The organism is Bradyrhizobium sp. 27S5, from assembly GCF_037217225.1.
Lineage (GTDB): Bacteria > Pseudomonadota > Alphaproteobacteria > Rhizobiales > Xanthobacteraceae > Bradyrhizobium > Bradyrhizobium septentrionale.
Genome location: NZ_CP147714.1, coordinates 670,802 through 696,541, shown reverse-complemented (window position 1 = coordinate 696,541; position 25,740 = coordinate 670,802). Strand labels below are relative to the sequence as shown.

Annotated in this window: 30 protein-coding genes and 1 tRNA gene; 22 read left to right on the top strand and 9 right to left on the bottom strand. The window is 59.7% G+C overall.

Going from position 1 to position 25,740, the window contains the following annotated elements; genetic code table 11:
• Positions 1–11: 11 nt before the first annotated feature.
• Entirely contained in the window at positions 12–821 is an 810-nt protein-coding gene (locus tag WDM24_RS03335) for a hypothetical protein (protein WP_338830453.1), read from the bottom strand.
• Between the two features lie 527 nt (positions 822–1,348).
• Positions 1,349–1,422: transfer RNA gene (locus WDM24_RS03330), tRNA-Gly, on the bottom strand.
• Between the two features lie 389 nt (positions 1,423–1,811).
• On the opposite strand from WDM24_RS03330, the gene WDM24_RS03325 reads away from it, so the two are divergent.
• The 15 genes from WDM24_RS03325 (at position 1,812) to WDM24_RS03255 (ending at position 12,274) form a co-directional block, all read left to right on the top strand.
• Positions 1,812–2,318, top strand: a complete 507-nt coding sequence (locus tag WDM24_RS03325; protein ID WP_338830452.1) for a hypothetical protein — start codon at positions 1,812–1,814, stop codon at positions 2,316–2,318.
• Positions 2,315–2,608 (top strand): hypothetical protein, encoded by a 294-nt coding sequence (locus WDM24_RS03320; RefSeq protein ID WP_338830451.1) that lies wholly within the window; start codon positions 2,315–2,317, stop codon positions 2,606–2,608. Before WDM24_RS03325 ends, WDM24_RS03320 begins: the two co-directional genes overlap by 4 nt.
• 662 nt (positions 2,609–3,270) lie before the next feature.
• A complete protein-coding gene (locus WDM24_RS03315) occupies positions 3,271–3,918 on the top strand; it encodes a hypothetical protein (protein ID WP_338830450.1) in 648 nt (215 codons plus the stop codon).
• A gap of 38 nt (positions 3,919–3,956) precedes the next feature.
• A complete protein-coding gene (locus tag WDM24_RS03310; protein ID WP_338830449.1) occupies positions 3,957–4,298 on the top strand; it encodes a hypothetical protein in 342 nt (113 codons plus the stop codon).
• Positions 4,295–4,507: a hypothetical protein gene (locus WDM24_RS03305; protein WP_338830447.1), complete on the top strand. Its 213-nt coding sequence runs from the start codon at positions 4,295–4,297 to the stop codon at positions 4,505–4,507. Before WDM24_RS03310 ends, WDM24_RS03305 begins: the two co-directional genes overlap by 4 nt.
• A 59-nt stretch (positions 4,508–4,566) precedes the next feature.
• Entirely contained in the window at positions 4,567–4,800 is a 234-nt protein-coding gene (locus WDM24_RS03300) for a hypothetical protein (RefSeq protein WP_338830446.1), read from the top strand.
• 239 nt (positions 4,801–5,039) lie between these two features.
• A complete protein-coding gene (locus tag WDM24_RS03295) occupies positions 5,040–5,246 on the top strand; it encodes a hypothetical protein (protein ID WP_338830445.1) in 207 nt (68 codons plus the stop codon).
• Entirely contained in the window at positions 5,236–5,550 is a 315-nt protein-coding gene (locus WDM24_RS03290; RefSeq protein WP_338830444.1) for a hypothetical protein, read from the top strand. Before WDM24_RS03295 ends, WDM24_RS03290 begins: the two co-directional genes overlap by 11 nt.
• A gap of 113 nt (positions 5,551–5,663) precedes the next feature.
• Positions 5,664–6,053, top strand: a complete 390-nt coding sequence (locus tag WDM24_RS03285) for a hypothetical protein (RefSeq protein WP_338830443.1) — start codon at positions 5,664–5,666, stop codon at positions 6,051–6,053.
• 380 nt (positions 6,054–6,433) lie between these two features.
• Positions 6,434–6,658: a hypothetical protein gene (locus WDM24_RS03280; protein WP_338830442.1), complete on the top strand. Its 225-nt coding sequence runs from the start codon at positions 6,434–6,436 to the stop codon at positions 6,656–6,658.
• Between the two features lie 377 nt (positions 6,659–7,035).
• A complete protein-coding gene (locus tag WDM24_RS03275) occupies positions 7,036–7,956 on the top strand; it encodes a hypothetical protein (RefSeq protein WP_338830441.1) in 921 nt (306 codons plus the stop codon).
• On the top strand, positions 7,953–8,363 hold the full coding sequence (locus WDM24_RS03270; RefSeq protein ID WP_338830440.1) for a hypothetical protein: 411 nt from the start codon (positions 7,953–7,955) through the stop codon (positions 8,361–8,363). The genes WDM24_RS03275 and WDM24_RS03270 overlap by 4 nt, the downstream gene beginning before the upstream one ends.
• A gap of 218 nt (positions 8,364–8,581) precedes the next feature.
• Positions 8,582–8,785, top strand: coding sequence for a hypothetical protein (locus WDM24_RS03265; protein WP_338830439.1), 204 nt, complete (start codon positions 8,582–8,584; stop codon positions 8,783–8,785).
• A 123-nt stretch (positions 8,786–8,908) separates the two neighbouring features.
• The gene (locus tag WDM24_RS03260) at positions 8,909–11,191 is read left to right on the top strand and encodes a bifunctional DNA primase/polymerase (RefSeq protein WP_338830438.1); all 2,283 of its coding nucleotides are present in this window, start codon (positions 8,909–8,911) and stop codon (positions 11,189–11,191) included.
• A gap of 459 nt (positions 11,192–11,650) precedes the next feature.
• Positions 11,651–12,274 (top strand): tyrosine-type recombinase/integrase, encoded by a 624-nt coding sequence (locus WDM24_RS03255; protein WP_338830437.1) that lies wholly within the window; start codon positions 11,651–11,653, stop codon positions 12,272–12,274.
• 257 nt (positions 12,275–12,531) lie between these two features.
• On the opposite strand, the gene WDM24_RS03250 is transcribed toward WDM24_RS03255, so the two are convergent.
• The 3 genes from WDM24_RS03250 to WDM24_RS03240 form a co-directional block, all read right to left on the bottom strand.
• Positions 12,532–13,641, bottom strand: coding sequence for a hypothetical protein (locus tag WDM24_RS03250; protein WP_338830435.1), 1,110 nt, complete (start codon positions 13,639–13,641; stop codon positions 12,532–12,534).
• Between the two features lie 71 nt (positions 13,642–13,712).
• Entirely contained in the window at positions 13,713–14,756 is a 1,044-nt protein-coding gene (locus tag WDM24_RS03245) for a hypothetical protein (protein ID WP_338830434.1), read from the bottom strand.
• 130 nt (positions 14,757–14,886) lie between these two features.
• On the bottom strand, positions 14,887–15,840 hold the full coding sequence (locus WDM24_RS03240; protein WP_338830433.1) for a restriction endonuclease: 954 nt from the start codon (positions 15,838–15,840) through the stop codon (positions 14,887–14,889).
• A gap of 260 nt (positions 15,841–16,100) precedes the next feature.
• On the opposite strand from WDM24_RS03240, the gene WDM24_RS03235 reads away from it, so the two are divergent.
• From WDM24_RS03235 to WDM24_RS03225, 3 genes are all read left to right on the top strand, one after another.
• A complete protein-coding gene (locus WDM24_RS03235; RefSeq protein WP_338830432.1) occupies positions 16,101–16,337 on the top strand; it encodes a hypothetical protein in 237 nt (78 codons plus the stop codon).
• Positions 16,327–16,833 carry a hypothetical protein gene (locus WDM24_RS03230; protein WP_338830430.1) on the top strand — a complete coding sequence of 169 codons (507 nt, stop codon included), beginning with the start codon at positions 16,327–16,329 and terminating at the stop codon, positions 16,831–16,833. Before WDM24_RS03235 ends, WDM24_RS03230 begins: the two co-directional genes overlap by 11 nt.
• Positions 16,834–17,019: 186 nt before the next feature.
• A complete protein-coding gene (locus WDM24_RS03225; RefSeq protein WP_338830429.1) occupies positions 17,020–17,244 on the top strand; it encodes a DUF1488 family protein in 225 nt (74 codons plus the stop codon).
• On the opposite strand, the gene WDM24_RS03220 is transcribed toward WDM24_RS03225, so the two are convergent.
• Both WDM24_RS03220 and WDM24_RS03215 read right to left on the bottom strand, forming a co-directional pair.
• On the bottom strand, positions 17,241–18,653 hold the full coding sequence (locus WDM24_RS03220; protein WP_338830428.1) for an integrase family protein: 1,413 nt from the start codon (positions 18,651–18,653) through the stop codon (positions 17,241–17,243). The genes WDM24_RS03225 and WDM24_RS03220 overlap by 4 nt on opposite strands.
• Before the next feature lie 275 nt (positions 18,654–18,928).
• Positions 18,929–20,524, bottom strand: coding sequence for a 4-amino-4-deoxy-L-arabinose transferase (locus WDM24_RS03215; protein WP_338830427.1), 1,596 nt, complete (start codon positions 20,522–20,524; stop codon positions 18,929–18,931).
• 109 nt (positions 20,525–20,633) lie between these two features.
• Here WDM24_RS03215 and WDM24_RS03210 point away from each other — a divergent pair, with 109 nt between their 5' ends.
• From WDM24_RS03210 to WDM24_RS03195, 4 genes are read left to right on the top strand one after another with little or no spacing between them, the layout of a single operon-like run.
• On the top strand, positions 20,634–21,212 hold the full coding sequence (locus WDM24_RS03210; RefSeq protein WP_338830426.1) for a methylated-DNA--[protein]-cysteine S-methyltransferase: 579 nt from the start codon (positions 20,634–20,636) through the stop codon (positions 21,210–21,212).
• Between the two features lie 9 nt (positions 21,213–21,221).
• Positions 21,222–22,061, top strand: coding sequence for an AraC family transcriptional regulator (locus WDM24_RS03205; protein ID WP_338830425.1), 840 nt, complete (start codon positions 21,222–21,224; stop codon positions 22,059–22,061).
• 57 nt (positions 22,062–22,118) lie between these two features.
• Positions 22,119–22,478: a VOC family protein gene (locus tag WDM24_RS03200; protein WP_338830424.1), complete on the top strand. Its 360-nt coding sequence runs from the start codon at positions 22,119–22,121 to the stop codon at positions 22,476–22,478.
• A gap of 41 nt (positions 22,479–22,519) precedes the next feature.
• On the top strand, positions 22,520–22,936 hold the full coding sequence (locus WDM24_RS03195) for an SRPBCC family protein (RefSeq protein WP_338830423.1): 417 nt from the start codon (positions 22,520–22,522) through the stop codon (positions 22,934–22,936).
• Positions 22,937–23,088: 152 nt separating this feature from the next.
• On the opposite strand, the gene WDM24_RS03190 is transcribed toward WDM24_RS03195, so the two are convergent.
• Together WDM24_RS03190 and WDM24_RS03185 are read right to left on the bottom strand one after the other, a co-directional pair.
• Positions 23,089–24,531, bottom strand: coding sequence for an MATE family efflux transporter (locus WDM24_RS03190; protein ID WP_338830422.1), 1,443 nt, complete (start codon positions 24,529–24,531; stop codon positions 23,089–23,091).
• A 118-nt stretch (positions 24,532–24,649) separates the two neighbouring features.
• Positions 24,650–25,705: a hypothetical protein gene (locus WDM24_RS03185; protein WP_338830421.1), complete on the bottom strand. Its 1,056-nt coding sequence runs from the start codon at positions 25,703–25,705 to the stop codon at positions 24,650–24,652.
• Positions 25,706–25,740: the final 35 nt, after the last annotated feature.

The following is a 25,740-nucleotide window of genomic DNA, read 5'->3' as shown; positions in this document are numbered from 1 at the left end:
TTTGGGGGCAATCATGAAGCACCATGGTTAGGTTTACTCGTCGATGTCGCTCTCGCCATCACTTCGCGCAAACCTTCTTCGTAATTTAAGACCGTGAAGTTGCCGATGCCTTCCAGCAACCGGACGCTTTCGTTCTTTGACGCGGCCTTCACATCATCGCTTGCATTGAGCAGAACAACGATCGGTATCGCGGCCATGGCAACCGTATACGCGAGTTCATTTACGCAGACGAAGACCCCAACCTCTTGCAGAATAGCACCGAGCACCGGCTGACCGGTGCCGCTGTAGTGGCCGGGGGCGAGTGCCGGTGTTGGGTGTGTTCCAATCTCACACAATGCGGCATATCGCTCAGCATCTATGGGTGGACCCAATTGATTCAACGACTCCAACCGACGACGCACCGCTGAAGGTCGAAAATTATTGAGTCTCGCCTTTTTGTCTGCGACCTTCCATGTCGCGAGTTCTGTTCGGTCCTCGTAGAAGAGCCAAAGCAGATTGGCTATTTCGCCCATGCCACGGATGAGCATGAGTGCCTCGTCATACTGCGCTGCTCTAACAAGGCGATAGGCGCTTATGGCCTGACTGACGAATTTTCCCGTCAGCCATTCGATCTGATGATCGCCTCCTCGGCAACCGTAGTAGCAACACGCCAAGCGGTACAAGATCGACAGAACCGTCCCGGTCGCATCGACGGTCTTCGGCAAGCTCTTGCCAGCTTCAGCGAAAAACTGATCGGTACGCTCGCTGCTCGCATCAGCGAGTTCCTGCGTGAGTTCGAGGAATGCGCGTTCAATCGGAAATTCTGATGCTTTGTCGCTCATGATCGACTAGCCCTTGGCTAATGAAAAACTCCCCGAGCAATCGGAAGAGTTTACACGCGCACAAATGGTGTTGCTATGCGGTCGCGGCCTTCATTGCCCACATCGCCGCCTCTTCGTGAGCCGCCTGGGCCAAAGCCACCTAGCGGGCGTCTTTAGGTTTGAGGTGATCGCACAGGTTAATCAATTTCAGCCGTGCGCTGCCTGATGACATACACATCGCCACTAGCGCTGGGATTAAAGGTAGTGCGAAAACAGAGTTCGCCGATTGTGTTGGGCGTCATGGCCCCGCTGTTGTCTGACATAGTTCGATGTCATTAGCTTCTAATGCATTTCATTGAATCACGGATCGCAAAACGCGCAACGTGCCCACGAGGAAAGATTCCTGGCTCCGATTTGGCACCAAAATCGTATTCATGAGGACCTAAAATCACAATCATTTCAACGAAATGAGCCGCTCACAGAAGCCTAGAAATACAGCTCATTTCAACGGCGTGCGCTGCGCAGAACAGCCTTGCTTTAAAGGGTTTTGGAGCGGGCGAAGGGAATCGAACCCTCGTATGCAGCTTGGGAAGCTGCCGTTCTACCATTGAACTACGCCCGCTTAGAAGTGCCCGTTTTTATTGGGTTTCTTGGCACTTTTGACCCTATTTTTCGGCCTTCAACATTCTGACATCGTGATGACGGCTACCGACCCGCCTCGGCGCTTTATAGACCGCCCCAGCGCCGTGCGGCAAGCCAACAGGCAGCCCCCGATATCAGCCGTATCTGGTCGGTCTGCGGCTCGGAGCATTCCTCCGACCGGCCCCATTTACCATGCGATCTGAAAAGGGCCGGGCAGTCTTGTCGCTGGCGGCACTCGGGAGCATCTAGCGCCCAATGCCTGTGTGAAGAGTGGGACTTCGACGGATTGGTCCCCGCCCGGAAGGTGGTCCGCAAACATAGGGTGCCAATCGCTTGGCATCGCAGGGCAGGACGGAAAGCGAAAGTCCTATGTTCCCCCCTCTCGAAACGAAAACCGTGTCAGCGGCAGGCGTAGCGCGTCTGAGTGGTTCGCGCGAAGCCGCCGCGTATCATGAGGCTGGCCACGCTGTCGTGGCTCGGCGTCTGGATTTTGATGTGGTGTATGTGACCCTGCGTGAAACTGAGGACGCGAACGGACACTGCATGATCATCAAGGCTGGCTGGCAGGGTTCGTCCGCGCAAGTCGCTGTACTGGCCGAAGCACTCCTTATTCAAACGATGGCAGGCCCGCTTGCAGAAGCGAAATTCACCGCTGATCCTACATCGGATGGCTCAGACTACGACGACAAAAGCCTCATCGCGGAATATCTGCCCAAGGCCCGGCGATCACGCCAAGACCTCGGCGAGGAGGCTCTAGCACTGGTGCAAGGCCACTGGGCAACCATCACCGATGTCGCCAGCGAGCTATTGCGTGTTGGCAGGATCAGCGGCGACCGTCTCGACATCATCATCAACCGCGTTGAGCCTCCGCAATGACTGAAATCAGCGAGCCCGGGGCCTTCGGCTTCGCGGGTGAAGTCAAGCGCCTAGCGGGCATCCCTCGCGAGCAAGTCCGTCTTGTGAACACTCAAGCCGATCTTTTGGAGATGGCCGCAATCCGCGAACCCCGCACCATGCCCGGGTGCGTAGCGCCCGAAGACGAAGAGGATGAGCACGAGCATTCCGCCCGCGCCTTCAACATCAGCCGTGAAGACCAGCGCCGCGTCTACGGCGCACAGATGCGGACAGCAACAATCCTCCATTTCAAAGCAAGGGAGGCCTCGTGATGCGTGTGCTCATCGTCTTCTTTGCGCTGCTCACTGCTTGGAAGGCGTGGCGGCTCCGCGAGATACTTGCCAAACGAAGTTCGGTGAAGAGACGACGCGCCGCAAGCTTGTCCGCGTCGGTCGCGAGCCCGGACACTAGCCCCCGTTCGGGCAAGCGATACCCGGAAGCATAGCGCCACGGGACCGCACGAAACGAAGAGCCCGGCCTTACCGGCGGCCCTTTGGGCTACCAGCAGTCGGGCTTTTTGTTCTCACGAACGGTGCCCGAACTTGCCAGTTGCCGGACTACCTCAGCGTGGTAGAATCCACTCGAAATTCGCAGTGTGCCGCCATGGGCCGCGCACCGGCATGATGCCCGCGAAGTTCAATCCAAAACTCTATTGGCTGCTCCGCGTCACCTCCAGCGAGGACGCTGAGCGTCGACTTCCCTTCGGAGGTTCGCATGCCTCGTTCCGCATCTGCACGCAAGAAGCCATTGCCAATCCTCGCCGGCTCGCCGTGGGCCGTCTGCGCGATGCTAGGCGTTCGCGATGACGATATCCGGCCCGCAATCAAATCCGGCGCGCTCAAGGTCTACAAGCTCGGGCTCCGGCGTCGCATCGTAGTCGCCGACGCTGTCGAATGGCTGAGAACTCATCCCCAAATCTTACGAGGTCCCAATCATGGCTGACGCAGTAGTCAAAGAAGAATACGCACTTTTGAAGCTCCCCATTTTCGCGGGCAACGTCGCAGCGTCCCGGAAGAAGCGGCTGTATGCTAGCGCGATTGAAGAATACGTCGAGATGAAATCTCACGAGTTGCAGATGGGCGAATGGCTCATCGATCCGTCAACCGGGGATTTCATCAACAGCAAGGGGCAAGACGTTTCCCAAGATTTGGAATTGACGATCAACGATCCTGACCATCCCCGCTCGCATTGGGAAATACCAGAGGCCCCGGTCGAAGAGGCCGAACTCATCGCCGCGATTTGGACGAAACCAAACATGACGGCGCGAGCGGCACGCTTCAAACAGCTTCGCGACTATCACAAGTCGGACAAGCTCGCGACGGCTGCATTCGTCGAAGAGGCCGAACGCCATGGCGTGACGAAACCGTTTTCGGATCAGGTCGGAATGAACCCCGCCGACGTAGGGGATAAAACTAAGGCCGCCGCACGTGACGCCATCAACAATCCGTGGTCAGCGAGCTTTCGCGGCGATGAGACTGCACGCGCGGCGCGCATCGCATCAGTCATAAAAACGGGGACCGCGCTGGCGAATGCTTTGGTAAAGGCCGCCGGAACCACGGTGAGCAAACCTCTCCGCAAATAACCGTCCGTCCGTCACGGACAACTCGAAGGGATATAATCATGGCTCCAGCTTATCGCCCTCCCGCTCATCGGCCCTTGAATAGCTCATTCGGTGGCCGCGATGGCGCACCGAAGCGCATTGTCGATGCTCGGCCCGTTCCGGGACAACGTCGTCAGACAAAACCGTCGCATGATTTCCTGCACGGTGCTCCGCCACTCGACGATGAGAAAGAGCCGCCGCTCAAGTCATACGAGAAGCCGATCCCAATTCACAACGGAATGTCCAAGCAGCAAGTCGATAAATTCCATTCGACGCTCGCCAACCATCCGACTGTGATCCTGCAAGACGCGGCGAACCTTGTCAGGAAGATGCCGAAGCCGAAACCGGCGGAGAAGTCATGATGCTGTTTCGCGTCAACCACTATGATCAGGAACGCAAGAGAGGCCACGCGCTCAGCGATGACACGCATCAAGCGCGCAAGATTATCGTGGAAGACGCGAACGTGATCAGCGGCGTGCTGCGCGAGGGCGCGATGATTGATTGCGATCTCTATCCCGGTCAACGCGGGCAGCAGCGCCGGGTCGGAAAGAGCATCAAGGTTTTGGAGTGAGGGCGATGCCATGCCGACAGGGACAGTTCTGTTTTAAGGATGGCGGCAGCACGGGGAGCATGTTCGGCTTCATCGTTCCCGATGACGGCGGCGGCAGGCGCGAAGAAAATTTATGGTTCGGCGGCAGGGCCGCGAACGGAGTGAGGTTCTACAGCGGCGACCGTGTTGATTACGATCCGGGCAACTATCGCCCGGGCAAAGGCCCAACCGCCGCGCGTGTGCGGCTGATCGAGCCGGAGGCCGGGGGCCGACCGGAGAAGGTGACGACAATCTGGGGAGAGGTAGATGTCTAGGAAACGAGATCATGGCAGCAAGCCCGCGCCGAGAACGTCGCCAGTGATGGATGGTCGCTTGCCGGTCACCATGCATGCGGAGAAGAGCGTCGGCACGCATCGATCACGCAAGGGGATCGCGGGGCATGCCGATGAGACAACCGACCCTGCCAACGGCAGAGAATTGGACGGGGGCTCCGCCGCGTCGGTCGCGACTTCAACGCGGCGCTGATACTTCGTTGCAGGAGACGGCAGTCACGATGAACGGCACCGTCACAAACGCCAAATATGGTTTCGTCAGAGGCGACGATGGCGACGAATACGTTTTGCCACGGAATGCACGGGCAGAGAGTGGGGCGAGGCTAGAATTTGACGCGATAGACATCGGCTCGCGCTTATTGCAAGGGGCGATAAATGCCAGACGGAAAATGAAACCAAAATTTGGAGGACACGAAAATGGCAGTTGATATCGTCGGTTCGAAAATGAAGAGCCAGACCGCACGCGGTCAAAACAACGATCAAACCGGAAGCTTCACTCGCGAGAAGTCGCTTCCCATCATCCCGAACGTCGCACCGCCGAACGCTGGCACGCCGAACGCGAACACGGCTGACGACAGCAAGCGCCTCGGGGAGATCATGGGCCATCCGATTGCTCATCATGACGGCTTGCCTCCGCGCACTGTCAGCGATGGTAGCCCGGGCGGCAAGGTGCCGAGCGCGAATATCCGGCGTTCACGGACGGACGGCATCGGTCGCCCGGTCAAACGCTAATCGAGATTGGTCGCGACATTTCCCGGTGACGCGATCAGTAGAAGGGGCCGCCGCGCTCCGATGGACCATCCTTCGAGAGCACGGCGGCACCTCATTTCAGAAAGGACTTCATCATGGCTCTCACGCTCAGAAATCGGTTCGGCCAGCTCGACATTTCGGTCATCGATCCGGTCGAGGTCGCCAAGCTCGATGATGGCCAGCAAACCAAAGTGGCAACGCTGGTCGCCGCCATCGAACATCGCGAAATTGCTTATGAACGATACGTCGCAGCGGTTCGCGCACGTCGCGACGCCGAGGTCGAGCAGACGTCCGCGCTCGAAGCGCACAAGATCGCGAGCGAGCCATTTCAATTCGTCCCGCCGAAGGCTGCGAACTACGGCACGAAGGATCAGTTTGACGCGGCGATGATCCTAGCTCGCGAGCAACATGACTTGCGTGTGCGAGAGCATCGTCAAGCCGAAGCTCGCGCGACTTCAATCGCCGCCTACAATGCGTCTCTCTGATACCACATAGAAAAGAGGTTGCCCCATGACCGCGAATATCCATAGCGATCCCGAGGAATTTCTTGGGACGACCCAAGAGACGAAGGCCGACCCGAGCCGTGCTCAAGGGCACGGGAGCAGGCGCGTCGTGCCGAAGAGCGCGGAGAAGGCCGCCGCACCACTCGCGGAAGAGTTGGCTTCGCCGCATCCGGGCATGCCGAAAGCGGTCTACACTCCGCCAACGGCAGGCGCATCACATCCCAAACACGCCATTTCTTGGTCCTGCTCAACGTCTCGACGATGCCGAGGTCGCGCTCAATGCAGCCAACCTTGAAGAGAAGCTTGCGCGCGACAATCTCCGCGCGTGCGAACTCGCCGAGGCTGAGGCCGATGATGCTCTCATGAAGATCATGCCCGGGCCGTCGTACGACGAGATCAACCGACAACGGCTCGCTAATGAGCAGGCCGCAAAGATCGCGCGAGTTGAGCAGGGCCTTCCCGCTGTCGAGCCTAAGAAGATCGTCGCACGATCTCCCGTGGACGTCGCCGCCGCTCTGCGTCCGCGCACGAGCGCGCAAGCACCCAATCAGAGCCTACGCTCGCCGATTGCTAGACGATTGGTATGAGACCATGGCTCCGCAGTCTCATGCATCTCACCCTGCTAGGCTTGCGGCTCTTGCCGCAGGCGAGAAGACCTTCGACACTAGTCAACCGTGCGCACAAGGCCATTTGTCTCCGCGCTATGTTGGCACGGGGATTTGCATCCGATGCCAAGAGATCAGAAACGCCAAGCGCGCCACAGGACGGAAGCCGGGGCGACCGAAGGTCCCGCGCGTTAAACCGAAAGCGCAGCCTCATCGGGTAGTGCAGCGACCGCGTTCGCTCAGCATCAAGAGGCCGATCAGAGCTGCGATTGCTGACTACGTACACACGCTAGAGGCTCGCGAGCATAGCGACCACCTAGATAATCTCATCCGCAACGTGACCGCGAAGAAAGTCCCTGATGATCGAACCTCAAAAACTGTATGACGCTCTTGAGTTGATCTCGAAGGGGCTCACGAGGCCGACGAAGATCGCGAAAGCGATGGGAATTTCCTATCGCTCTTATTGCCAATGGATGGTGCGATCAAACTCGGGCGATGAGAAATTTCTCGTCGAGTACAATGACGAGACGATGCAGTGGGCACGAGCGATCACGCTAGCGACCAAGCTGGCGCTTTTCGAATTGCGCGGGATGGTGTTGCAAGAGGCCATCTATGGCTATGACGAAATCCAAACGAAGGATGGACAAGTCGTCTGGGCTATCGATCCCGCCGCCGCCGCGATGTCGGAAGAAGATCGCGAAGTTTTCGGTTATCGCAAGGATGCGCTGTTAGAGATTGATGGCAAATTGCAGCCGGTCGTCATCAAACGCAAGGCTCCATTCGCTCAGCAGATCAGGCTGCTCGAAGCAGCCTTCCCGGATTTGCGTCCCACGCAAATCATCAACCAGAATGTAAATTTGAACGGCACGGTTGGCGTTGGCCTCGTGCCGAAGTTCGATTACTCGAAAGGCCCTCCAGCCGTTCCGCCTGCGCCGCTGATGCCGGAGCTTCCCGCGCCGGTCGATGCTGACTTTTCGGAAGTGGATGATGACGATCTCAGCGATCTCCTTGGGCCAGAACCGAAACCTGCGCCGGTCAACATCAACGTCATGCCGGAGATCAACGTCACGCTTCCGAACGAAGACGTGCAGCCCACGCCGGAAGCACCGCGTCCGATCACTGATCGCACGATCCGCGATATCCCGCCGAAAGATTTCATCAAGCCAGCGACGCAGAGGCCAGTCGGCTATTCCGAGGTCCCGCTTCGCGCGCCTAGAAACGATCTTGAGCGCGATCTATTCGCGAAACTGGCAGCCGCCAGAGAGAAGGCACAAACATGACCGATACCGATTGGCTCGGCTTCGAGGACCCTGTCGAGCGCCGCGCCGCGCAAGGCCCGGCTCTCGTGATCCCGGCTACGCTGGGTCCGGCGGAATTGCTCGTGCTCGAACAGATGCACCGCATGGGTGACGACCCCGCCTGCAACCGCGTCCTATTCGTCGATACCGACGAAGCGTCCGGCGAGGAGATTTGGGCACCGCCCGCCAAGGGCGACCGCATTGATGAAGGCGAGCGCTGGAAAGCAATCATGCGATGGCCGGTAATACCGGACATCCGCGATGCCGAGGCGTTCAAAGCCAATGCCCTAGCTGCCCGCCTAGCCAAGTGGTGGGACCGATTGAAAGCCGCCAGAGCCGAAGACGAAGCCGAAAGGCCCGTTGCGCCAGAAACCACCCGACAGAAGTGAGCAGCTATGCGTTATTTCGAAGTGCCCGCTAGGTCGGGACCCGGGAAACAAACACTCGCCAGTGAAGGCTCTAATCGATTGGGCCGAAATGAGATGAAGTTATACGGGACAAACTAACCACCTAATCGCGCCGAAGTGTCCCCCTCCGTCGCGGTTTCTGGGTCGCTCTCGTTCCGTATGGGACGGGAGCGGCCAGCCGTTCATAGGGGACGATCACGATGATCGATGATGACTTCGACGACAGACTAGCCGCGCTGAAACAGAACGCAACCGAGGCAGACGAGCTTGCTTGTGCTCTCTGCGATCTCGAAGGCGGAGACGCCGAGGTCGAAGGGGCCGAGGCGAGGTGCGATGTCTTCCGGTGGGTTTGGTCGCTGCCGAAATTCAATAAGGCCGCTCGACGAAAACTTTTTGTGGCCTAACTGACTTGCGAGGTCGTCGCTGTTCTGCTCGTGATGATCGGGCAGGCTCTAATACAAAACCCCGCCACAAGGGCGGGGTTAGGGAATGTCGGGGTTCGCGGCCCCTAATTCAGAGGTGTAACAATGCCAGATAATACGCAAGGCGCCGAAGAGTTCAACCCAGTACAGCAAAATTTTGATACGCTGGAGCCTGCACTCGACGCGCTCCGCGAGATGCCGTGGCTGTATCTCTTCCCGGTTCATCCCGACAAGAAAGGCCAACCACTGCTCCGCGACTACTTGAAGCGCGCCAGCAACGATCCCGAAATTTTGAAGTCTAGGCATGGGTACTGGAAAAAGGTGCTCGGCAAGGATTGCTGGTGGGGCATCGCGCCCGCGCTGTCGGGCCTCGTGTTCGCCGATGTCGATACGAAGGAAGGCAAGCGCGGGGAAGAGACCTTCGACCTTTTCGAAATGGTCTATTCATGGCCAGCGACCCGCATCATCGGCACGCCGAGCGGCGGGCGTCATCATTGGTATCGCAGCGACAGGCCGCTTTTTGCTATCGGTCGTGACACCACCAATCATCCCGGGATCGACTTCGCGCAATATGTGATCCTGCCCGGCTGCATGAAGTCTAACGGCACCGGATACACCATCCGCCAAGAGCGCGAGATCGCCGACGCTCCCGGATGGTTCTGGCTGGAGGCTAAACGTCCGACCGACGTTGCTGATGGCGAAGCCGGGTTAGAGCCGGTCATCGATCTTGATCAGGATGCAGCTATTGAGCGCGCCTCGGCGTATCTGCGCGACGAAGCACCTCCCGCAATGGAAGGCGCGGGCGGAGATGCGACAACGCTCAACGTCGCGATGGAGGTGAAAGACTTCGGCGTCAGCGAGTGGATGACGCTCGACCTCATGCTCAGCATCTATAACGACCGATGCGAGCCGCCGTGGACCTATGAAGAGCTTGAGATCAAGGTCAAGAACGCTTTCGCCTATGGACAGAATGCGCCGGGTTCGAAGTCGGCAGAGATTGATTTCTTCCCTGACGGCAAACCCGAGCCGACGCCCGAGGAGAAAACCGCACGCCTCGCTAAAACAAAAGAGCGACGCGCGATCAAAGAGGCTGTTGCGAAGCCGGAGACATGGGCATCACTGCGCGAGAATTATGTCTACATCGGACAACAGCAACGCTGGGTTCGCGAGCGCGATGGCATGATCTGGGAACCGGGCGCGTTCGATGCCTACTTCTCAGACATCTTCGTCCCCGACAAGAACACCTCGACGCCCATCGGCAAGCACCTGCTCAAGCTCAAAAGCAATGTCGGCGTCCGTCGTTTCGACACGTTCACATATCGCCCGGGCTTGGGTCGTAACGTCGATGGCAAGTTCAACTTTTATGTGCCGTCCGATATCGTGGCCAAAGAAGGCGACACTGCACGATGGGATAGGCATCTTGAATACCTCTTCCCGGATGCGACAGACCGCAACCACCTTCTGAATTGGCTCGCGTGGATTTTGCAGAACCTTGACAAGAAGCCGAAGCATGCGCTCGTAATCCTCGGTACAGAGCCGGGCACGGGCAAGAGCTTCATCGCCGACGTGCTCACGATGTTGATCGGCTCTGGCAATTGCACCCCCATCGATCAAGAGACACTGGAGCGTTCGCACAACGGCTGGGCGATGCGAACGAAGCTCATCGTCTGCGAAGAGGTTCGCGGCCTCGGTCACTACAACTCGAAGGGCGCGAAAGCTCTGCATATCATGATCACGCAAGAGCGCATCACGGTGGATGAGAAGAACATGGCTCCGGTCACGCTCGACCCGTTCCTGCCTGCGGTCTTCCTGATGACCAACAGCCGCGCCGCGCTTCGGCCCGATGATGGTGACCGGCGGTATCTGATCATCGAGACGACGGTCAAGCCGCAGCCCGAGGGCTACTATTTCCCGCTCTTCGATATCCTCGAAGACCGCGACGCGCTCTCCGCGATCAAGTGGCAACTGGAGAACCGAGACCTATCGGGCTATGACGCCCGCGCTCGTGCGCCAGTCACTGTAGCCAAAGCAAGGATGACGGCGGAAGCGTCGAGCGGCGTCGAGCAATGGATGGCGGAGCACGCCGAGAATGCGCCGCTCTGCTACAAGCTCGTGACCATCGCCGAGATCATTGACAAGCTACCGCGTGATTTGCAGAGCAGGCACGCCCGCGCAGAAGTCCGCGACGTGCTCCGCCGCAAGTTCAACGGCAAGGCAGTCGAAAATCCGATCCGACCCGATGGCAAGAAAGGCGACGCCGTCCGCGTCTGGGCAATCGGTCCCGATGCAGCCGCGACGATCAATGGCGACTTACTCGCGGTCTGGCGGGCCGACCATGGGACCCGGTCTGCGGCAACCGCAGAGGCCGAGGACGACTTCTCAGCGTGATCGGCTCGGCGCGCTCGGCAGCGTGCAACGGTGCACGTGCAACAGTCCGTTTTCCTACTGCTCTATATATTCTTTCCCCCTTTTAGAGAGGGAGACTGTTGCACCGTTGCACCTTGCGAAAAACCCCCACTTTCATTGGCTTAAATGGTGCAACGGTCGAGTGTTGCACTACCGTTGCACCGTTGCACCGTCTCGGGTCGGTTTTTCATAACTTACATGTTCGCCCGGGTCTAAATCGCTCCTACCGGCCGATTTCGGGGGCGCGGTAAATTTTTCGTTAACAAACATAGTTAAGAACCTCTTTGTTTGCTCACGTCGTTAATTTTTCCTTGCTCATAACTCTAAATTCCGATCAATCGCGCTCCGCAAGGCCTTAACCACGGCACCGAGAACAGCTTTTGGACTGTTCGTATTTGGACTATTCTTCGAACAGTCCGATGCTGCGGAGGCTTGATTTCAATGACTAAGTCGCACCTCAAATTAGTCGGTCCGACCACCGAAATACGAACAGTCGTCACACCGCGCCGCCGCCCGAATGCCGAATTGCGAACGCGCGAATATCTGACCGAGGCTGAGGTCGCCAAGCTGAGGGATGTCGCCAAGGACAACCGTTACGGCCATCGCGACGCCACCATGATCTTGACGGCCTTCCGCCACGGGCTGCGTGTCAGTGAACTCGTGGACCTGCGTTGGGACCAGATCGATTTCGACACGGCGAACTTGGCTGTGCGCCGGGCCAAGCGCGGCACGCCGAGCACGCACCCCATCATGGGCGATGAACTCAGGGCACTGCGACGGCTCCAGCGCGAGCAGGAATCAAAGTCGCCGTTTGTGTTCACGTCAGAGCGCGGCTCCCCGTTCACGACGGCCGGCTTTGCTCGCCTTGTAGAGCGTGCTGGTGAGGCGGCTGGACTGGGCTTCAAAGCACACCCCCATATGCTGCGGCACGCCTGCGGCTTCGCGTTGGCTGGCAAGGGGCGTGATACGCGGGCGTTGCAGGCCTATCTGGGGCACAAGAACATTCAACATACAGTGCGCTATACGGAACTGTCTCCGACTCGGTTCAAGGACTTCTGGCGCTGACGCGTCCGTTAACGCCGCTCCTCCGAAGGTTGGGGTCAGTTGACCTAACCAGTGAGTTACGGGGTCGGGCCAAATTCTGAGCCGCCGTTCAAAAATGCTATGTGCCCTAGCTGCCTTTCACTTTGCGAGTGAAAAGGTCGAACCGCGAAAAATATGTGGGCCAAAAAAGCTGGAAAAGCCGAAAGTCGGAATACAGAATTTGCGAAGCCGACCGATCTCGCCCGTTGCAACAGAGATCGAACGCTTGCGCCTCGCAATCACGCTGATTTCGGTGTCCCATGTAGGGGGCCGGGTTGATATCCAAAATCTGCCAACGCTTCGCAGGCGAAGGTGACGACCTTACGTGCAGCCGCCAACGCCTCATCGTGGTCACTCGTAAAAGTAAAGCGGGCGTGCATATCGCTGGTGTAAGTCACCTCATTTCCTTCGGGATGCTGCGCAAGGGCTTCCAAGCACCGATCCATGGCGCTACGTTCTCTACAGTAGAGGCCGACGTAGAGGCGCTTGCCATCATTGTAGAGGCTCACGCTTGCCATAAGTTCCCATCCCAAACGATCTCTTTGAACTACAAAATCCCATTCGTCAGTATTCCAAAAATCGTTCCATCCAACCTTCTGACACTCGGGAAGAAGCTTGTGCAAAGCTAGGCATTCATAGATTGGCTCTACCGAAATCACGGCCATAAAGCCAAACTCCGCAGCCTGATGATTTTTCGTCAGGCTTGAACTTACGAGGCCCAGTGCAAAATCGTATTCGGATAACGCAAGGCCGCCGCTAAATCCCCCTCGTGGGATTGCCGAAACAACGAAGTGCGACTTTGACGATGGAGCTACAATTACTACCGCGTTCACCTCCGCACGCGCTGCAATGAGATTGGCTTCCCGTGTAAGAGGGATCGGTGGATATCCAAGAACGACCAACTCAGACAAGACAAAATTAGTACGGACAATCCAATCGTCGAGATGCCTCCCCAACTTTACATATGGTGTCTTCGGATGAAGGCCCTCGGTCCCGAATACTGCAACGTCGATTTCGGCGTCCGAATGAAAGAAGGGTCCCTTGGTAAGGCGTAACGAATTTTGGAACACTGGCCACGTCGGCGCTTGCCCATACATCTCCGTCGCGGACTTGATTGTTTCGTCAGTAGTTTCAGGGACGGCCTCTTTCAGTGGAAGCCTCAGAACATGAGTGGGTTTGATATCAATGATTTCGAGTCCCTCTACGACGTGTCGAGCCGTAACGAAGATGCCCTCTCCAACGTGAAAGGCGCTTCCGATACCTTCGTCACCATCAGCGTTCCTTACCGCGATGTACGCCATACACGGCGCGTGACTGAGAAAAAGCTCTTGGGCTTTGTCGGAGTCCACGATTGCAATCCTCACTAAGACCAGACTTAAATTGGAAACCCAAGACAATCGGTCAGGCCGCCAATGGCGGCCTAGCCTTTGCTGCCATCGCCTTCCTCATCAGGGGTCAACCGAACCACAGGGAAAGAAGCTTTTCCGCCACCAAGTCCGAGGCTCACTCCTTTCGGGAGTTGCTCGATTGCGATAAGCGCGATGTTGTCTGTAATGATCCTATTGTCGTTTAAGATAGCATACGAAGGAGACCACAAACCGCTCTCCTTCTCGAATTCGTAAACCAGTTGCCGCGACGTCATTCCCAATGCTTTAAGTCTCGCGACTAACTCTGCCGCCTGAGCAGCTGCACTGGGGAGGGCAGCGAGTGCTGCATAGTGCGGCTTCACGTCCTTACCTCGGAAAAGAAACGAAACCTGGCATCCATGATGAAATGAATGGAGGGCCAATATTGGGTTACGCCGCTTGGCTAGCTTTTCGAGTAGCTTACGAAGCCACGCATGGATCGCGGCATATGTAGCTTTGCCAGCCTCAGAGGCAATCGCAGTTACGAAAGGATTCCAGACAACGGATAAGTAGACAATTCCAACTCCAATTAACTCGTGGATACTATCCGCTGCGTTATGTGAAAGTTCTGTACGTTTGATTGGAAGTGGAGCATCGCTAGCAATCTCTTCTAGCCATGCCTCATCAACTTCTCGCGGGTCGGTAGCGAGTTGTATCCAACTGCCATCTGGCAACTCGGGCAACGTTGCTGGCGACGCTACGGAGGCCGTCGCGTCAAGGCCTAATCCTCGAAACGAGATGACTTCTCCGCCCGCATAATAACCAAGTATCGCGGCAACAAATTTTGTACCGCTTTCTGTCTCGAAGTTTGCAGCTTCGAGGACCTGCCCTATTGGCTTTCCCGGATCGTGACCATTGAGGAGAGCGTGCGGCGTCCTGTTGATAGCTGAGGCTAACTCGACAGGATCAGCGGACACTAGAAGCTGGCCATCGTCGCCTCGTGCATCCGACCAGATTACGGCAGGCACAATGCTTCCGAATGTACGTCCCGAGTGACGGCGAGCAGCGATATCTACCCATTCACTTGCAGCAGGCGTCTCATTCAACAAGACGGACATTTGCTTATCTTCCCAGATGTCGCGGGAGATTGGGCTCGCGCCCGACAACTAATCTTTTGTTCACCTGATGCGCCGGCATGGTAGGGCAGGTCCGCATCACGCCCGCCTTTCCATAAAGCCGTCGCCGATCTCAACCCGGCGGCGGATTTTCTTCTGCGTCCCCACTCTCTTCTACGTCCTCGCTCCAAGCGTACAACGCGGTCAGGAGTATAACTGGTTTGACCGGAGCTTCGGTCATATCGTCAAGTCGCTGCCATTTATGAACTTCTTCCATCGACAGCAGCCCGACCTCGAAGGCATTTGTGATAATTCCGTCACCAATGCGATCATGAAATCCAGAGAGCCGCGTAACGGGAAATTGGCCGAAGTAAAGATGTTTGGATACTAACAACCCAACCGTAAGGTCCACGGGAATTTGCATCCCGTATCCGTTGTCCATCTTGAGCTTGCGCGGAAGGATCGAGATTCGTGCGTGCTCGCCGGGCTCGCTCGAATATCGACCCGCATTCCATTCAGCCGTTGTAATTGAAAATGCTGTACCAAGGTCTTCGTCTGTTTCGGCGTCTGTCACTTTCGCGCTAGTAATAAAATTATCCGGTAGCTTGAACGGGAATGGTGCACTGGTCGAAACGCCGAAAGACATGCGCGCCTCACGAAAATCGCAAACCGCCGGAATTTTCAATCGCGCTTGCCACTTGTGCTGTTTTGTATCGATAGGACTGTATAGATCGATCTGCAATTGCTGGGCGCGGGCCTTCGCATTTTTAGTAAACCCCGCAGGGCAAACAATTACACCCCGCATCGCTGACACATCTTCAAAGAGACCGGCACACTCTTCCACATCCTTGATATCAACAGGATGCTTGTAGTCCTTACAGTCTAGAACGATACGAATATTGTACTGACCAACTTTGTCTTCGACTAACACGTCGATCTGGCGTTGCGCCCCCGATTTTCCAGCGATCCGGACATTGTGTGAGACCTTCGAATTTGGCGCGAGGTCTTGTTGAATTTTTGCGACGAGCTTTTCGAGCTTTTTGTAGTCGGCTTCGTCCTTAGGAAACTGTGCCTTATCGTCCGCCATCGGTGATGCTCCCCCAAGGATGAGACCTGTGTCTTGTACACGTCGGGCTCAGAGTGCGACACCGATCATGTGCAGCGTGAAGGCGAACTCCACTAGCTCAATTAGGGTATCGACCATTTGCACCGTTTATACTCGGCGCAACTGCTCATCGTGATCGCCAGCACGATCAGCGCCCCCCCATCGTAAAAATTTCATGGCCTGCCCTCTTCCCGCCCGGGAATGTACTATAGAATTGGCGGTCTGGAACAGAGGAAACCATCATGACCCAAGAGGGCGACAAGCTGTACGTCGATGCTGGCACGCCGCGTGCTGCGCTCATTGATCGGGACAGGACCGTGCAGTGCCCGACGCTAGGCGAGGCCGTGATGGAATGGCATCGACTCCCAGCGGACCGCAAGGCAGCCGCAACCATCAGGGTTATTGGCAAGGTCTATACTGCGGACCAAATCGACCGCATGCACTACGGATCTAAAAAGGCCGCAGCGGATGAGGATTGATCCTAACCGCAGGCCAATCGATCCGCGTATCAGCAATATCGGATTAGACAGCAACGCCCTTGATCGCGACGGCACGGCGAGAGATCGGCTTGTCGAACGCTTCGAGCGAATGAGCGAAGCGAACGAACTCACTGTAGTCGTGGCCGCCGGAGTGCGCGGCGAAGTGCAGCACCCAAACACCCCGAGCGGCGTCAAGGCCGCCGTTCTCCCGCAAATTTTCAACCTCCGGCCCGGATTGAACACCAGCCAACAAGATGCTCGGCGGCGCGTCTGTGCAATCTTGCAGGGCAACGCCAAGCCGGGCGCGCATGCGGCGGACGCCTCGCATCTGTCGGAAGCCGCCGAAACCGGCTGCACCTATTTCATCACCCACGACAGGCGCATGATCGACAAGCGCGATGCGCTCGCAGCCGAGCTTCCGCCTACCCTGCATATCGTCACGCTCGATGAATTTTTCGACATGCTTGATCGATATGAGGATGGGCGGCTGGTCTAGCTGCCCCGGCGGCAACTTTTGCTATATGCTGACGCGAGCCAACCGGAGAGATCGCGCCGTGCCTAAACTCGACAATGTGCCCAAAACCGTGCCCAGCAAGCACGCCGAGAATAACGATCCAGCAGGCGCGCGCCGAACGCCGCTGATGGGGCTTTCCGCGCCATGGGGCGAGACGACGACCGCAGCATGCACTTCGTCGTATGGCCCGCGCACGTAGGCGAGCGACAGATCAACGTCAGGATCAGCACGAGGGAGCTAAGCCGGATTTCCGGCGGCAAACCATTCGAGATCGAGAGCGAGAAAATAACGGCTGCGCTTCAAAGGCATCGCGCGACAATTGAGCAGCGTGCAAACCAAGTGCTCAAGGCCGACGCGACCGAAATCACGCTAGACCTTAATAGCCTCGGCTAGGCGGCGGCTTTGTTTTTCTTGCGGGTTGGCAGGCTCGGCACGAGCGGAGCATCGTGATGGGACCCGGACGCCGCAGGCCCCACGGGACCGAGCTTGAGCCCGAGCAATTGGAACATCCGCGCACTGATCTTTTCTTGTGCGGCGCGCATCGCCGGGCCTTTCTCAATCATGAGTTTGTTCGTGTACTCTTCCGACACACCGTCAAGCGCGTGGCCACAAAGGAAGTGGATCAGCATTTCGGAAATCTCGCAATCAACGGCGATGGTGCGGAAGGTATGACGAAGGGCGTTCCCAGAGATCGGAAGGCCTGAACGCTGGCCAGCTTGACGCGCACCGGGGAAGACAAAATCATCCGCGACGACTTCGCCGTGCGGCTTCTTTCGTTCGACCACGCGGACTTCGCCCGGTTTCATGCCGCGCAATCCCGTTTGAGTGATCGTCTGCGGAGGCGCGTTCACCGAGATTGCAATGGCTTGTGCAATCTGCGGCGTGATGGGCAAATTTATGTTCAACTCGGCTTTGGGATTGCGAACGACCAACATACGCTTTTCGAGATCGACATCGTCGAGCCGGAGGTTGGCCAATTCGCCCGGACGAATGCCGGTCAAAAGTCCCGTGAGGTGGTAGCCGCGATGAACCGGGTTTTCGATCTTCTCCCATGCGATGCGCCACTTGGGGAAGACCTCGAAGTCGAGCACCTTCTGCGAAGCCCTTCTCTTTTTGAGCTTGATACCAGAGGTCGGCGAGGCCATGGGGTTGAGCGTGCGATCAAGCCCAGCCTCTTGCCGGTAGCACGCACGGATCAGCCGGACGCAATGGGCCGCCGTTGTCGGGATAGTCTTGGCGAGCTTCGCATGCCATGTCTTGACCGCTCGCGGGTTCTGGGACATCTCGACAAGCGTCCATCCGTCCCACTGCGGAAAGATGTGCGCCTCGGCTAGCTTCTTTGCATTGAGATACCAGCGCGGCGGCTTGCCCTTCTCTTCGGCCTGTGTCTTCAAGTGCTCCAGATAGTTCTCGAAGGCGACCCGGAACGGCATCGCCGTGCGCTTGCCCTTGGCAGCCGTGCCAGCGGCGAGCGAGCCCGCATAGATCAGGCCCTCTTTGCGCGCCTCATCCACGGTCATCGCAGGCCACGTGCCGAGCGTTTTAAAGCTACTGATGACCTTGCCATTGACGCGCTTCTGATGGCGGAAGCGCCAGACGTTCGAATGCGTGCTGAGGAAGATCGCAAGGCCAAAGACCTTGCTGTCCTTCCAATAGCCGCGCATTTGGGGGGTGTCGTCGGCCATCTCGCGCAGCGCCTCAATGCGCGGATCAGTGAGCAATTCCGGCTTGCGAGGCGCGTCAGGATCAGTGCGTTTCGGCGGTTTGCCGTTGTGGGTCGCACGGGAAAAACGTTCTGACATTGTGATGACACTTCCCTGCAAAAGGCACCTATAAAAGCGAAGGTGCGGCTCGGAAAATATCATCAGAAGCCCGCTAAACATGGGCCTTAGTCAGCGTTTTCGGGCCTAACTTGAAACGCGGTTAAAATGGCGTTTTAAGATTGGGAAGCTGCCGTTCTACCATTGAACTACGCCCGCGATCTCAATTGCTTGAGGCCGCCCCTGTCGGATGCGACCTGCCGGACCATAGCCCGGGCGGAGGCGGAGGATCAAGCGTGCATTCAAGCCCGCCGCCGCTAGTGGCCCATCCTCACGAGCACGTCATCGATAACAAGGGGCGCGGCGGCAGCAGCATTGCAAGTACCGCTGCGTGCGTAGATGCAGGCATCGGCGATGCCGACTCGGGCACAGCTTTGCCGTGAAAAATCCGCCGGCAGATCGCCGGCGGCCGCGGGCCGCGCAAGGATGCGGTTGAAGGCCGGCTTGGTCGCCTGCAACAGCGGCGGCAGGATCAACTCGGCGAGCGGATCGGCGGGCGCAAGCGCGTAGAGCGGCACCGGACCGACCAATCGTTCCCGCCCCGGCAACAGCTGGAAACGAACGTTGTAAAGCGCGAGCCCGCACATCTGCGGATCGTTGCGCAGTTCGGCGGCGAGCTGCGCGGCGCCGACGCCGCGCGTCCAATAGTCGCGCATTCCTTCGCTTGCGCCGGCGAGCGCCACCGAGAGCAAGGCCCAACCGCCCATGACGATCGGCAACGCCCCGCGACGCCATCCGCCTTTTGTGCGCAGCCATCGCACCCCATCGCCCGACCCCAGCGCCGCGACAATGATGAACAGCACCACCGACAGGAACACGAAGCGGTATTCCTTGTGTGCGATCAGGCTATGGAAGACGAGGTTTGCGACCGCGACGGCCAGCAGCAGCGGCGCGTGCCGCGCGCCGCGCCAGATTGCGGCGAGCGGCAACACGATCGCCACCGACCACACGATCAGGAAGTTGATGAGATAGGCCGAAGGCGGCGTCACGCCGAACTCGGTCGCGCGATCGTGCAACAGGTTTTCCTTGATATTGCCGATCAGCCAGGCGAACGGCACGGCGCCATGCGCAAGATCGATCGCGCCGGCGAGCAACAGCGCGGCGAGCCCGCCGGCGACCAGCGGAATCAGGTTGCGCCAGTGTGTCCAGCAGGCGCCGAGGGCAAGCACGGCGATGGCCGGCGCATACTGGAAGCGGCAGACAAAGGCGAAGGCGAGCAACGCGCCGCCGATCGCGAGACGAAGCTGCGACGGGCGATCGGTCACTAGCAGCGCCGCTGGTACGATCAGCGCCGTCGCCAACGGCTCGCCCAATGTGTGTGGCGCAAGCAGGATCAATTCAAACCAGATCGCGGCAGCGAAACCCGCGACGACGGCATGGCTTCGCGAGATCCGTGCGCCAAAGAACCAGGCGCTCACCACGATCGATAGCGACGCAGATGCAGCGACCAGACGCGGCACCAGAAAGGCGCCCGGGCCATCAGGCGCAATCGCGTCACCCAGCGCGACCGGGCCGGCCAGCAATGTCGGCAGCAACCAGCCGCGAATGCCTTCACGCCATTCCCACGTCAAAATGCCGTCATGGCCGAGCATCCGCCACGCCGGCTCGAGATACTGAAAGATCTCGTCGGGATACATCACGTTGGGCCAGACGGCGGCCGCAAGGCGCACGACCAGCGCCAGCAACAGCAATGCGACCAGCGGGTGAAAGCGCCCGGTCGCTCTCCCGACCACGCCTTTGCTGCCGGGCGCGGTCTCGGCGCTCGTGCTCGTCATCGTTCCGCCGATCGTATCGTGGAGCAGCATGCTGGCGACCAGATAGCGGGCAAAGCCTTTAAGATGCGTGACTGGCAATTGGCGGGGTCACACAGAACCGGCCGCGACATGCTTAACTAAACGTCAAGATTCCAGATGCGCCGGACGGCGGCGATGCTTAAGATCGCGCTCGGGGGTTGGTGGCGTCATGGCGGGGCGTGGGTACAGCATTTTCGACACGGCAATCGGCCGATGCGGCATCGCATGGGGCGAGCTAGGCGTGGCCGGCGTCCAGCTTCCCGAGCTCCGCGAAATCGAGACCCGCAAGCGGCTGTTCCAGCACTACCCCGATGCACGCGAGATGCGGCCGCCCGAAGAGGTCGAGGTTGCGATCGAGGGCATTGCAACGACCTTGCGCGGCGGCGATGGCGATCTCGCAGCCATTACGCTCGACATGGCCGGCATCCCGGCCTTCAACCAGCGCGTCTACGAGACGGTCCGCAGCATTCCCCGCGGCGAGACCCGGACCTACGACGAGGTGGCGGGCGCCCTGCGCGCGTCCGGCGCGGTCTATTCGGTGGCGCAGGCGCTCGGCCGCAATCCCTTCATGATCATCGTGCCCTGCCACCGCGTGCTCGAGGCAGGCCAGTATCCCGACCGGATCTCGCCGAACGGCGGCAGCGTCTCTAAGCGGCGGCTGCTCTCGATCGAAGGCGCCCAGCCGACCACCAGCAAGACCCTGTTCGATGTACTGCTGCCCGTTGCACGGCCGCGTCCGCAAGCCTAAATCTGGGGTATGACCCGGACCACGCTGTTGCAGCGCGATCGCATCACGGTGAACGAGTTTCGCTGCACGGCGGAGCCCGGCGACAAGCCGTTCGTCGAGCAATTCGCCTGCCATTCGGTGTCCTATGTACGCAGCGGCAGCTTCGGTTGCCATTGCCGCGGCCGCTTCCATGAGCTGGTGGCGGGCTCCATCCTGGTCGGCCATCCCGGCGACGAATACACCTGCACGCACGACCATGTGGTCGGCGACGAATGCCTGTCGTTCTTCCTGGACCCGGAGCTGGTCGAGACGATCGGCGACCGCGCAGCGGTCTGGCAGGTCGGCTCGGTGCCGCCGCTGCCCGAATTGATGGTGATCGGAGAGCTCGCCCAAACGGCGGCAGGTGGCAACAGCGACGTCGGTCTCGACGAGATCGGTCACCTCCTCGCCAGCCGGCTTGTCGAGCTGGTGTCCGACCGCAAGGCAAAGCCCCTCACCGCCGGCTTGCGCGATCGCCGCCGCGCTGTCGAGGCCGCGCTGTGGATCGACGCCAATTCGCACCATCAGATTGATCTCGACGATGCCGCCGAGCAGGCCAGGCTCAGCACGTTCCATTTCCTGCGGCTGTTTTCTGCCGTGCTCGGCGTCACCCCGCATCAATATCTGGTGCGCTCGCGGCTGCGCCATGCGGCGCGACGGCTGGCGGACGACGACAGCCCGATCACCGACATCGCCTATGATGTCGGGTTCGGCGATCTCTCCAATTTCGTGCGCAGCTTCCACCGCGCCGCCGGCGCCTCGCCGCTGAAGTTCCGCCAGGCCTCCCGCGGCGACCGCAAGATTTTCCAAGAACGCCTTGCACTGCAATAGCTAGGGTTCATCCGGTCCGCGCGTCTCATGACGCGCCCAACGACTGGAGACTCTATCATGTACGACCATATCGGATTGCGCGTTACCGACCTCGACGCCAGCGTTCACTTCTACACCGCAGTGCTGGCACCGCTCGGCTTCGTGCTCTGCTCGCGCGACGGCAGTGGCGCGGGCTTTGGCCCCAAGGGCGAACCCGCGCTCTGGCTGCATCTGCACAAGGGCAAGGCTCAAGGCGGCGCGCACATCGCGTTCCGCGCCCCGAGCCATGACGCGATCAAGAAATTCCACACCGAAGGCCTGAAGGCCGGCGGCAAGGACAATGGCGCGGCCGGCCATCGCAAGGATTACAGCCCGACCTATTACGCCGCGTTCCTGCTCGACCCCGACGGCAACAATGTCGAAGCGGTGTCCACGTAAGCCCCCATCGTCATCCTAATTCGCGAAAGGACTCAACTCCCATGGCTTCCATCTACAAGGACATCCCGATCGACGCACCGGCAGATCAGGTCTGGGACGCGCTGCGCGATTTCGGCGCGCTGCACACGCGGCTCGCGCCAGGCTTCGTGACCGACACCCAACTCGACGGCGACGTCCGCACCGTCACCTTCGCCAACGGCACCGTGGCGCGCGAAACGCTGGTCGATTGCGACGACAAACGGCAGCGGCTGGTCTATGCGATCACGAGCGAACGGCTGAAGCAGCACTCCGCCTCGGCGCAGGTGTTTACCGAAGGCGACGGGCGTTGCCGGATGGTGTGGATCGCGGACGTGCTGCCGCACGAGGTCGCGCCCTATATGGACGCGCAGATGGACCTCGGTGCTGCGGCGATGCAGGCGGCGCTGGCGCGATCGGCCAGGGAAAAGAACGCGGCGTGACCCATCTATCACCGTCACCCTGAGGAGCCGCGAAGCGGCGTCTCGAAGGGTCGACGGCCCAGCTGTCTCCGCGAGCGCACGCCGAAACATCGGGGCCGTCGATCCTTCGAGGCTCGCTTCGCTCGCACCTCAGGATGACGGGTCTAACACGCTTACGACAGCGCCGGCTGCGCCTCGACGACCGGCGTGGACTTGCCCCAGCGCGTCAGGATCACGCTGAGGCACGAGAGCACGCCGAGCACGCCCATCGAGGCGGCGGCGAGTGTGAAGAAGTTTTGCGCACTCGCCTCATGCGTCGACAGCCACCAGCCGCCAGTGCCGATGAAGATCAGCCGCGCGGTCTGCGCCAGCACCGGGCCGAGCACCTTCGCGGCACCCTGCGAGGAGAAATACATCGACATCGCGAGGCCGATGAAGGCGTACATCGGCGCCGCGGTCGAGAGATATTGGTGGCTGGTCGCCCGCACATGCGGATCGCTGGTGAAGAGATTGACCCAGAGGTCGGGGAAGACGGCGATGAAGCTGCCGACCGCGCCGACCGACAGGAACGACAGCGTGGCCGCGGTCCAGGCAATGCGCCGCGCACGTGCGACGCGCTCGGCGCCGACGGCCATACCGATCATCGGCACCGAGGCGATACCGACCGCGAACGCCACCGAGGTCAGCATGAATTCCAGCCGCGCGCCGATGCCGTAGCCGGCGAGCACGGCGGTGCCGAATTGCGCCAGCATGTGGGTGAAGATCGAGATCGTCAAAACCGATTGCAGCGGCGAGAAGCAGGAGACGGCGCCGACCCTGAGGATGTCGATGAACATCGCCCACTGCACGCGCAGCCCCTTGAGCTTCGGCTTCACCCGGGCGCGGCCCGAAAACAGGTACCAGCCCATCACACTGATGCTGATCGAATAGGCGATCAGCGAACCCGCGGCGACGCCGCGCATGCCGAATTGCGGCACCGGACCGAGGCCGAGCCCGAGCGTGCCGCCGAGAATGATCTGCCACACCGCCGACGACAGGATCATGGTCGACGGCAGCTTCATGTTGCCGGTGCCGCGCAGGATGCCGGCCATCGTGTTCATCAGCCAGGGCAGGATCGCGCCGCCGAAGAAAATCTGCGAATAGCCGATCGCCTGCGCCAGCACATTGCCGCGGCCGCCGAGCAGTTCGAGCAGGCGCGGACCGAAGATCAGCATGCCAAGCATGAACGTGAGACCAAAAGTCAGGCCGATCAGCAGCGCATGCATGGCCAGTGTCGAGGCGCGCTCGATCTCGCCGGCGCCAAGCGCGCGTGCGATCGCGGATGCGACGCCGCCGCCCATCGCGCCGCCGGACATCGTCATGGTCAGGATCACGCAGGGAAACAGCAGCGCCATCGCCGCGAGCGACTCGACACCGAGCCGGCCGATATAGGAGGTTTCCGCGATCACGACGCAGGTGCCGGCGGAGAGCGCGATCACGTTCGGCCAGGCGAGCCACAACAACGTGCGGAGGATCGGCCCGTCGAGCAGCGCATTGCGCGCCGGTCTGGTCACCGGCGGCGGCAGCGGCCGCTCATGTTCGTCGACAGGTATTTCGGCGAGGCCGAGGTCGGACATTTCCACTCCCACGCGCGATCTGGGAGCCGCGCCATGGTGTTTCCCTACCATGGCGAACGCGGATTCCACGTGCGCAGGACGCAAGGGGGGCCTGCGTGATTGCAGGTGAACCCTGACGCTAGCCGACAGACCAGATCAGCGGCGCGCCGGCGGCGCCATTCGGCTTCAGATGCACCGGAATATGCCGCCCGCAGCCGGCGGCCAGCCCCTCGAACAGACCTGTCAGGACGCTGGCGCAGGCTGGGTGATAATCGGCCACGTCGGCCATCAGCTTCCAACCCTGCTGGTGGATTTCGAACTGCCCCTCGGACTCGCTGATCTCGGCCAGATCGTCCTGCGACTCGAAGAGAATACGCAGGAAGCTGACGAACTCGCTGGCGCCGCCCCTGCCCGCGCCGAGCGCCTGCGCGACCTCGTCATAATACTGCATGCCAATCAGTCTGCCGGTCAGGTGCAGCAGATAGCTGGCATCCTCCGGGCCGAACACCTGCACGATGACTGGCGCGGCCGTCTTCCCATATTCCATCGCGTAGTTGCGGTAGGCCTTTTCCAGCCGCGGTTTTGGCCAGCTGTCGACCGGCAGCGCCGGTGCGGTTCTGGAATCGAACAACGGCGCCTCGAGATGACGCGCGAAGATGAGGCGCTGGTCGAGCTCGAGCGGATGATCGTATTCGCAGTAGTAGCCCTCGAGCCCGTCCTGGCCGTCGACGCTCTGCTTGGTGCAGACGAAGCCGAGCCTGAGATCGCCGAGGGCCGCGCCGTTGTTGGCGTGCCAGCCGCGCAGCATCGCGCGCGAGACCTCGCCGGGCACGCCGCAGATCGCCGTTCCCTTCCAGATCCAGCGCGGCGGCGGATAGCGGATCCAGGCCTTGCGGTCGCTCTCGTACATGTATTCGACATGCACGCCGCCGATCCAGTTGGAGAGATAGTGATATTGCGCGGCCGCGACCGCGGGCGGCAGGCCATCGAGGCCGAGCTTCTTCAAGCCGGGCAGGAAGCGCTCCTGCTGCTGGCGGCGAAACACGCGGAAGACGAATTCGGCAGCATCAGCCGTGCCGCGCCGCGTCACCACGGTGAGGATCAGCCCGGTGAAGAAGGCATGATAGAGATCGGCGACGCTGCGCCATCTCCGCCATTGCGCTTCCTGCTGCGCTGAATCTGTTGCGGCGCTCATGTTCACTCCCGATCTCTTGTTTTGGTGGAGTGTGT

Excerpts from the sequence above, each read along its gene's own strand:
- WDM24_RS03335 (WP_338830453.1), bottom strand. The coding sequence starts at position 821 with ATGAGCGACAAAGCATCAGAATTTCCGATTGAACGCGCATTCCTCGAA.
- WDM24_RS03310 (WP_338830449.1), top strand. The coding sequence starts at position 3,957 with ATGGCTCCAGCTTATCGCCCTCCCGCTCATCGGCCCTTGAATAGCTCA.
- WDM24_RS03280 (WP_338830442.1), top strand. The coding sequence starts at position 6,434 with ATGAAGATCATGCCCGGGCCGTCGTACGACGAGATCAACCGACAACGG.
- WDM24_RS03210 (WP_338830426.1), top strand. The coding sequence starts at position 20,634 with ATGGCGGGGCGTGGGTACAGCATTTTCGACACGGCAATCGGCCGATGC.
- WDM24_RS03325 (WP_338830452.1), top strand. The coding sequence starts at position 1,812 with ATGTTCCCCCCTCTCGAAACGAAAACCGTGTCAGCGGCAGGCGTAGCG.
- WDM24_RS03275 (WP_338830441.1), top strand. The coding sequence starts at position 7,036 with ATGATCGAACCTCAAAAACTGTATGACGCTCTTGAGTTGATCTCGAAG.
- WDM24_RS03225 (WP_338830429.1), top strand. The coding sequence starts at position 17,020 with ATGCACTTCGTCGTATGGCCCGCGCACGTAGGCGAGCGACAGATCAAC.
- WDM24_RS03290 (WP_338830444.1), top strand. The coding sequence starts at position 5,236 with ATGGCAGTTGATATCGTCGGTTCGAAAATGAAGAGCCAGACCGCACGC.
- WDM24_RS03235 (WP_338830432.1), top strand. The coding sequence starts at position 16,101 with ATGACCCAAGAGGGCGACAAGCTGTACGTCGATGCTGGCACGCCGCGT.
- WDM24_RS03300 (WP_338830446.1), top strand. The coding sequence starts at position 4,567 with ATGTTCGGCTTCATCGTTCCCGATGACGGCGGCGGCAGGCGCGAAGAA.
- WDM24_RS03295 (WP_338830445.1), top strand. The coding sequence starts at position 5,040 with ATGAACGGCACCGTCACAAACGCCAAATATGGTTTCGTCAGAGGCGAC.
- WDM24_RS03285 (WP_338830443.1), top strand. The coding sequence starts at position 5,664 with ATGGCTCTCACGCTCAGAAATCGGTTCGGCCAGCTCGACATTTCGGTC.
- WDM24_RS03185 (WP_338830421.1), bottom strand. The coding sequence starts at position 25,705 with ATGAGCGCCGCAACAGATTCAGCGCAGCAGGAAGCGCAATGGCGGAGA.
- WDM24_RS03240 (WP_338830433.1), bottom strand. The coding sequence starts at position 15,840 with ATGGCGGACGATAAGGCACAGTTTCCTAAGGACGAAGCCGACTACAAA.
- WDM24_RS03270 (WP_338830440.1), top strand. The coding sequence starts at position 7,953 with ATGACCGATACCGATTGGCTCGGCTTCGAGGACCCTGTCGAGCGCCGC.
- WDM24_RS03220 (WP_338830428.1), bottom strand. The coding sequence starts at position 18,653 with ATGTCAGAACGTTTTTCCCGTGCGACCCACAACGGCAAACCGCCGAAA.
- WDM24_RS03255 (WP_338830437.1), top strand. The coding sequence starts at position 11,651 with ATGACTAAGTCGCACCTCAAATTAGTCGGTCCGACCACCGAAATACGA.
- WDM24_RS03195 (WP_338830423.1), top strand. The coding sequence starts at position 22,520 with ATGGCTTCCATCTACAAGGACATCCCGATCGACGCACCGGCAGATCAG.
- WDM24_RS03265 (WP_338830439.1), top strand. The coding sequence starts at position 8,582 with ATGATCGATGATGACTTCGACGACAGACTAGCCGCGCTGAAACAGAAC.
- WDM24_RS03245 (WP_338830434.1), bottom strand. The coding sequence starts at position 14,756 with ATGTCCGTCTTGTTGAATGAGACGCCTGCTGCAAGTGAATGGGTAGAT.
- WDM24_RS03315 (WP_338830450.1), top strand. The coding sequence starts at position 3,271 with ATGGCTGACGCAGTAGTCAAAGAAGAATACGCACTTTTGAAGCTCCCC.
- WDM24_RS03230 (WP_338830430.1), top strand. The coding sequence starts at position 16,327 with ATGAGGATTGATCCTAACCGCAGGCCAATCGATCCGCGTATCAGCAAT.
- WDM24_RS03320 (WP_338830451.1), top strand. The coding sequence starts at position 2,315 with ATGACTGAAATCAGCGAGCCCGGGGCCTTCGGCTTCGCGGGTGAAGTC.
- WDM24_RS03305 (WP_338830447.1), top strand. The coding sequence starts at position 4,295 with ATGATGCTGTTTCGCGTCAACCACTATGATCAGGAACGCAAGAGAGGC.
- WDM24_RS03200 (WP_338830424.1), top strand. The coding sequence starts at position 22,119 with ATGTACGACCATATCGGATTGCGCGTTACCGACCTCGACGCCAGCGTT.
- WDM24_RS03190 (WP_338830422.1), bottom strand. The coding sequence starts at position 24,531 with ATGTCCGACCTCGGCCTCGCCGAAATACCTGTCGACGAACATGAGCGG.
- WDM24_RS03205 (WP_338830425.1), top strand. The coding sequence starts at position 21,222 with ATGACCCGGACCACGCTGTTGCAGCGCGATCGCATCACGGTGAACGAG.
- WDM24_RS03260 (WP_338830438.1), top strand. The coding sequence starts at position 8,909 with ATGCCAGATAATACGCAAGGCGCCGAAGAGTTCAACCCAGTACAGCAA.